The organism is Synechococcus sp. R5-12 (assembly GCF_047502655.1).
Taxonomy (GTDB): domain Bacteria; phylum Cyanobacteriota; class Cyanobacteriia; order Thermostichales; family Thermostichaceae; genus Thermostichus.
Genome location: NZ_JANSIM010000154.1, coordinates 1 through 6,164, shown reverse-complemented (window position 1 = coordinate 6,164; position 6,164 = coordinate 1). Strand labels below are relative to the sequence as shown.

5 protein-coding genes are annotated in these 6,164 nt (G+C 55.2%); all 5 read left to right on the top strand.

From position 1 onward, the window contains the following. Nucleotides 1–244: 244 nt before the first annotated feature. The 5 genes from rph to NW843_RS08945 all read left to right on the top strand — a co-directional run bounded on the left by rph (nucleotide 245) and on the right by NW843_RS08945 (nucleotide 6,000). A complete protein-coding gene (gene rph / locus NW843_RS08965) occupies nucleotides 245–979 on the top strand; it encodes a ribonuclease PH (RefSeq protein WP_011433341.1) in 735 nt (244 codons plus the stop codon). Between the two features lie 246 nt (nucleotides 980–1,225). Then, on the top strand, nucleotides 1,226–2,467 hold the full coding sequence (locus NW843_RS08960; RefSeq protein ID WP_011433340.1) for a response regulator: 1,242 nt from the start codon (nucleotides 1,226–1,228) through the stop codon (nucleotides 2,465–2,467). Nucleotides 2,468–3,071: 604 nt separating this feature from the next. Then, on the top strand, nucleotides 3,072–4,769 hold the full coding sequence (locus NW843_RS08955) for an ATP-binding cassette domain-containing protein (RefSeq protein ID WP_414332172.1): 1,698 nt from the start codon (nucleotides 3,072–3,074) through the stop codon (nucleotides 4,767–4,769). A 12-nt stretch (nucleotides 4,770–4,781) separates the two neighbouring features. Further along, entirely contained in the window at nucleotides 4,782–5,420 is a 639-nt protein-coding gene (locus NW843_RS08950) for a riboflavin synthase (RefSeq protein ID WP_414419348.1), read from the top strand. Between the two features lie 16 nt (nucleotides 5,421–5,436). Continuing rightward, entirely contained in the window at nucleotides 5,437–6,000 is a 564-nt protein-coding gene (locus NW843_RS08945) for a shikimate kinase (protein WP_414522723.1), read from the top strand. Nucleotides 6,001–6,164: the final 164 nt, after the last annotated feature.

The following is a 6,164-nucleotide window of genomic DNA, read 5'->3' as shown; positions in this document are numbered from 1 at the left end:
AAGCCCGCACCCTGCGCATAGCGCGGGTGTCGGGTAGTTTACAAGTGCTTCACTTTCTTCCGCGTAGAGGTGGCATACCCGGCAATATCCAATTTGCGGCGGTTGCTACACTTGTCGTCCTTGCCTTCCCAGACCAATTCCGTCCGCAGCCGTCGCCCCAGTCATGTTCTGCAAAGATTCCAAGTCCTGAGCCGCATTGGGCAGACATGGTTGACAATGCGAGGGATCCCTCTTTGAACTGCCCATGAGCTGGCAACGCCCAGATAATCGCACGGCTGCTCAACTGCGCCCAGTCTCCTTTGAGCGCCACTTTACCCGCTATGCCCCTGGCTCGGTGTTGGTCAAGTTCGGCCATACCCATGTCCTTTGCACCGCCAGTGTAGCCGAAGAAGTTCCCCCTTTTTTGCAGAACACCGGCCAAGGCTGGCTGACGGCTGAGTACCGCATGTTGCCCGGAGCCACGCAACAACGACAGCCGCGGGAGATGTTGAAACTATCGGGTCGCACTGCCGAGATCCAACGGCTCATCGGGCGCAGTCTGCGCGCCGCCTTGGATTTTCGCAAGCTGGGATCCCGTACCATCACCGTCGATGCCGATGTGCTGCAGGCCGATGGCGGAACGCGCACCGCCGCGATCACAGGGGGCTATGTGGCTCTGCACGACGCCATCACTTGGCTGTACAAACAGGGGGCGCTGGATCCGGCCCAGGGATCCCCGCTGCGGCAGCAGGTGGCGGCCCTTTCAGTAGGAATTGTTCAGGGAGAGGTACTTGTGGATCTGTGCTATGAGGAAGACAGCCAAGCCGAGGTGGACATGAACATTGTTATGAACGAGCAGGGATCCTTCATCGAGATCCAGGGCACTGCCGAAGCCGCCTGCTTCAGTCGCCCGCAACTGTTGCAAATGTTGGAGATGGCCCAAGCCGGGATCCAAGAATTGCTACAAGCCCAACGGCAGGCTCTCAATTTAGAAAGATAGAGCCATAGCCGGACCCTAGCCTTGCAATGGTAATCCTTCAAGGCACTGCATATGGGATTGCATGGGTGTATATCCTGGTTGGCAAAGCGGTATTCCCTTGCTGTAAAGGAATGGCCGGGAAAGCTAAGATCGGCCAGTTGTTAAAATAAGTGAGCTCTCTGAAGCTCTCCTTTCGACGGTTTGAGCGTGTGGCTGAGGTGAGTCGCTGCTCATTTGGCCTGAAGAAGTTGGCCCGGAGAACGCTGCATGTCCCGTTTTGTGTTCGGCTCGGAGGAACTTGCGCCACTGCTCAGGCAGCAAGGTTGGCGGTTTACCACTGGATATCTGCACATTCACCTCAAGGGACTGGATCCCTCTGAGGGTGCGGAACCCTGGGTGTTGACCTACTACCACGGCAGGCTGCTTTTTTCTGCCGATCAACCCCTCAACACGCAAATCCTGCTGAAACGCCTCTCCCGCTTTATTCCTCGCCTCAACTTGGAATGGCCACAGCGGGCCATCTCGGTGGTGCAAGAGCGCTTGATGAAAGACCATTCCTTACCTGAGCTGCTGGAGGCTATCACGCAATTGGGCCTGCTCAAGCCGGGGGAGCTGGAAGATGCCCTGTGGCTCAACCTGCTTACCGATTTCGACCGCTACCTATTCGAACGGGCAGGCACCTGTTACTTTGAGGTGCAGGAGCAGGTCGCCCAAGAGGCCCCCATTGGCGGGTTTGAGTTGGAGCCGCTGCTGCAAGAAGCCGCCCGGCGCCACGATCGCTGGGCAGATTTGAAGGTGGCGATCCCAACCCTGTTGGCGGTGCCGGTGGTCAATTGGGAACGGGTCAACCGCTACCGCATCACCGATGAGCAACGACAGAAGCTCCACACCCTCACCAAAGATGGCCAGTCGCTGGAAGCAATCGCCAAGAAGCTGTGCCGGGATCGGCTGGAGGTGGCCAATCTCTTTGCCTCCTGGGCGAAAAAAGGTTTGGTCAGCCTACAAACACCCCAAGAGCTGCTGCAGACCAAGCGCCACAACCCGATAACCATCTTGGCGGTGGACGACAGCGTGGTGATGCAGGAAATCCTACGGCAGTATTTGCCCAACTATCAGGTGATCACAACAGGCAACCCCGCCGAGGTGCTTCCTTTGTTGTTTCAGCATCGGCCCCACCTGTTGTTGATGGATATCGCCATGCCGGGGATCGATGGTCTAGAGCTTTGCCGCATTGTGCGCAGCTTAGAAGAGTTTAAGTCCCTTCCCATCCTGATGGTTACCGCTCGCGATGGTCTGCTGGCCCGCATCCGCGGCAAATGGTCGGGGGCAACCGCCTACTTGACCAAGCCCTTCAACGAAAGTCAGCTTAATGCAGAGGTGAAGCGGCTTCTGGCCCAACAGCCGCCTGCCCACAGACAAAATCCTCTGTCGGTTCAGGGAGGCAGAACAGGTCATCCTGCCCTGTTTCAGGGATCCCCCCGTTCCCTCGAGGATCAAGCCAAGGCGTAGTGTCCTTCTGAGTTGATCCCCGTCGCCATTGGCTTTCCTGTCAAAATCAACAAAGGTTTTATGTTAGATAAGAAGTCAACTCAAGAGACCATAACTTGTCTGAGCTGACTGCTAATGTCAATGGATTGATAGCTCATTAGGACATGCCCAAAAGAGAAAAATAGGTTGCCGGGGATTTCAGAAACAAGAGACGAAGTAAGCATCCCATACACTGAAAACTTATCCGATCAACCTTCCTCATTGTCATCACGACCGGCTACTTCAATCTCTCTCAGGAACTGGCTTTTCCCCGCTGGCATTAGAGGTCGTTTAAGCCTTAGAGAAGCCTCACAAGGCTTCTGGCAAAAGAGTCCATACTAAGGGTACCGACAAACAAGCCCTGAAGACATGAAAAAAGATCGAACAGGGTTCAGCAGGCACTTCTGAAGGCAAACCAGAAATATTAAACGCTGTCGTGGATCCCGGCAAGATCAATGAGAGGGAGAAATCAAGCAGAAATTGCCCAGGATCCATGGACAGGGATCCCAAGAATACGTAAAATCGAGTAAAGAATGTAAAGAAAACGCCACACTTCTCCAATTGGTCCCGATCCCCAAGGAGCATTATGCTGCGACTGGAACACATTAGCAAAATCTATCCCACCGGTGAGGTGCTCAAGGATGTGAACTGGGAAGTTAAGCCTGGGGATCGCGTCGGCCTAGTGGGAGTAAACGGGGCCGGAAAGACCACCCAGCTCAAGATTATCTGCGGGCAAGAAGAACCGACCAGCGGCGAGGTGATCCGCCCCGCCAACCTGCGCATCGCCTATCTCACCCAAGAATTTGGAGTGGATCCCGCCCGAACGGTGCGAGAAGAGTTCTGGACAGTCTTTCAAGAGGAAAACCGCATTCACCAAGAAATTGCCCAAATCACCCAACAGATGGAGCAGGCGGACGCGGACACGTTGGAAACCCTTTTGCGCCGTCTAGATCGTCTACAGCGCCAATTTGAGAGTTTACATGGCTATGAACTGGAGGCGCGTATTGAGAAAATCCTGCCGGAAATGGGGTTTGAGCCGGAGGACGGGGATCGGTTGGTGAGCGCCTTCAGCGGCGGCTGGCAGATGCGCATCAGCCTGGGGAAAATCCTGCTGCAAAAACCCGATTTGATGTTGCTAGACGAGCCGACCAACCACCTAGACTTGGAGACCATTGAGTGGCTGGAAAACTACCTCAAGAGCTTGACGATCCCCATGGTGATTGTTTCTCATGATCGAGAGTTTTTGGATCGGCTTTGCACCCAAATTGTGGAGACGGAGCGAGGAGTTTCTACGACATACTTGGGTAACTATTCTCAATACCTACTCCAAAAAGCTGAACGGCGAGAGGCACAACAAGCTGCCTACGAACGTCAGCAAAAGGAAATTGAAAGGCAACAAACCTTCATCGATCGCTTCCGGGCCAGTGCCACCCGCAGCACTCAGGCCAAAAGCCGCGAAAAACAACTGGAAAAGATCGAGCGGGTCGAAGCGCCCATTGGCGACGTGCGTACCCTCAAGTTTCGCTTTCCCCCTGCTCCCCGCAGTGGTCGCGAGGTGGTGAAGATCGAGAATTTGACGCACATTTATGGAGATAAGATTTTGTTTTTGGGTGCGGAGCTGTTGATCGAGCGTGGGGATCGCGTCGCCTTTCTGGGGCCCAATGGGGCAGGAAAATCCACCCTGCTGCGTCTTATCACCGGCCTAGAGCAACCTACCGAGGGATCTGTGAAATTGGGAGCACACAATGTGATCCCTGCCTACTTCGAGCAAAATCAAGCAGAGGCTTTGGATCTGAGCAAAACCGTCTTGGACACCATCCATGACGAAGTGCCCGACTGGAAAAACGAAGAAGTGCGCACGCTGTTGGGTCGCTTTTTGTTCAGCGGCGACGCCGTTTTTAAGAAAGTAGCGGCTTTGAGCGGGGGAGAAAAAGCCCGCTTGGCGTTGGCGAAAATGCTACTTCAGCCGGCCAACCTACTGATTTTGGATGAGCCCACCAACCACTTAGATATCCCGGCCAAAGAGATGCTGGAAGAAGCTTTACAGCATTACGATGGCACGGTGATCCTTGTTTCTCACGACCGCTACTTTATCTCAAAAGTGGCCAACAAGATTGTAGAGATTCGCAACGGAGAGTTGGTCGCCTACCAGGGCAACTATCACTACTATCTAGAAAAGATCGCTGAAGAGAAAGAGAAAGCCCGACAAGAGCGAATCGCTGCCGAAAAACGAGCCAAAGAGCGAGAAAAACAGAAAGCCAAAAAGGCAGCCGGCAAAACCTAAGGAGCCAAAGCAATGTTTACGGGTCTGGTTCGAAGTTTGGGCACAGCCCAGTTGATCAATTCTTCACAGCTACGGGTTACCTGTCCCCGGTTGCAACCTCAGTTGGCCTATGGAGATAGCGTGGCGGTGGACGGCCTTTGCCTGACGGTGGTGGAGATTCTGCCCGATGGCTTTTTGGCCGATGTTTCGCCGGAAACCCTGCGGCGCTCGACTTGGGGCCAGGGATCCCTCGGCCCGCGCACAGTCAACCTGGAACCGGCGCTGCGGGTAGGAGACAAGTTAGGGGGGCATTTTGTCAGCGGCCATATCGATGGGGTGGGGCAACTGTGGGATCAAGCCGCCACTGGCAACGCCTGGGAGCTGAGCTTCAAGGTTCCTGAAGAGATCGGGCGTTACATCGTACCCAAGGGCAGCGTGGCGGTGAATGGGGTGAGCTTGACCATTGCTGAGGTGCGCCAAGGGGGCTGCTGGTTCAAGGTGGCTGTGATCCCCCAAACCTACCGCGAGACCAACCTTTCTCAGCTCCAAGTTGGGGATCCCGTCAACATAGAGGCGGATATTTTGGGCAAGTATGTGGAAAAATTGTTAGGCTTGGCCCCCCTTGAGAGCAGCGTTTCTCTGGAGTTTCTGGCCGAGCATGGCTATATCTAGGTACCTCTTCCCGTTCATGATCCACCCCGAGGAAGCTGAGCGCCTGCGCGGCGTGAATGTTTATCTCATTGGGATGATGGGCAGCGGCAAATCCACGGTGGGAGCGGAGCTGGCAGCCCAGTTGCGCTTTCAATTTTTCGACACCGATGGTCTGGTGGAGCAGGTGGGGGGTTCTTCCATCGCTCAGATCTTCGCCGAGCATGGGGAAGCCTACTTCCGGGATCTGGAGACGCAGGTGTTGGCCCAGTTGAGCAGCTACACCCGGTTGGTGATCGCCACAGGCGGCGGCATTGTGTTGCGCCCCAAAAATTGGAGCTACTTGCACCATGGCCTCACTGTTTGGCTGGATGTGGCCCCCGAGCTGATTTGGCAGCGGCTCAAGCGGGATCCCGGCCAACGCCCCCTGCTGCAAACCCCCGACCCCCAAGCTGCCCTGTACAAGCTGATGCAAGAGCGAGAGCCGTTCTACGCCCAAGCCGATGTGCGGGTGCCCATCCGGTCAGAAACTAGCCCGCCCCAGTTGGTTGAACAGATCTGGCAAGCCATTCGCGCCCGCTTGCGAGATGGGATCCCTTCCTAGCCACCTCGCGCCCAACACAAAAAGGGATCCCATGAGGGATCCCTGAACTCTTTAGTTTTTGATTTTTGATTACTCAAGATTCGCCGGGAGCGGATCCCTGACGAGACCAGAACGGCTTCCTTTAGAGCGCATTGCCGCGGGGGAGGACTTCTTCAGGGAACTCA

Bases quoted from the DNA above. Each gene is read 5' to 3' on its own strand.
- rph (WP_011433341.1), top strand. From the start codon at position 245: ATGAGCTGGCAACGCCCAGATAATCGCACGGCTGCTCAACTGCGCCCA.
- NW843_RS08960 (WP_011433340.1), top strand. From the start codon at position 1,226: ATGTCCCGTTTTGTGTTCGGCTCGGAGGAACTTGCGCCACTGCTCAGG.
- NW843_RS08955 (WP_414332172.1), top strand. From the start codon at position 3,072: ATGCTGCGACTGGAACACATTAGCAAAATCTATCCCACCGGTGAGGTG.
- NW843_RS08950 (WP_414419348.1), top strand. From the start codon at position 4,782: ATGTTTACGGGTCTGGTTCGAAGTTTGGGCACAGCCCAGTTGATCAAT.
- NW843_RS08945 (WP_414522723.1), top strand. From the start codon at position 5,437: ATGATCCACCCCGAGGAAGCTGAGCGCCTGCGCGGCGTGAATGTTTAT.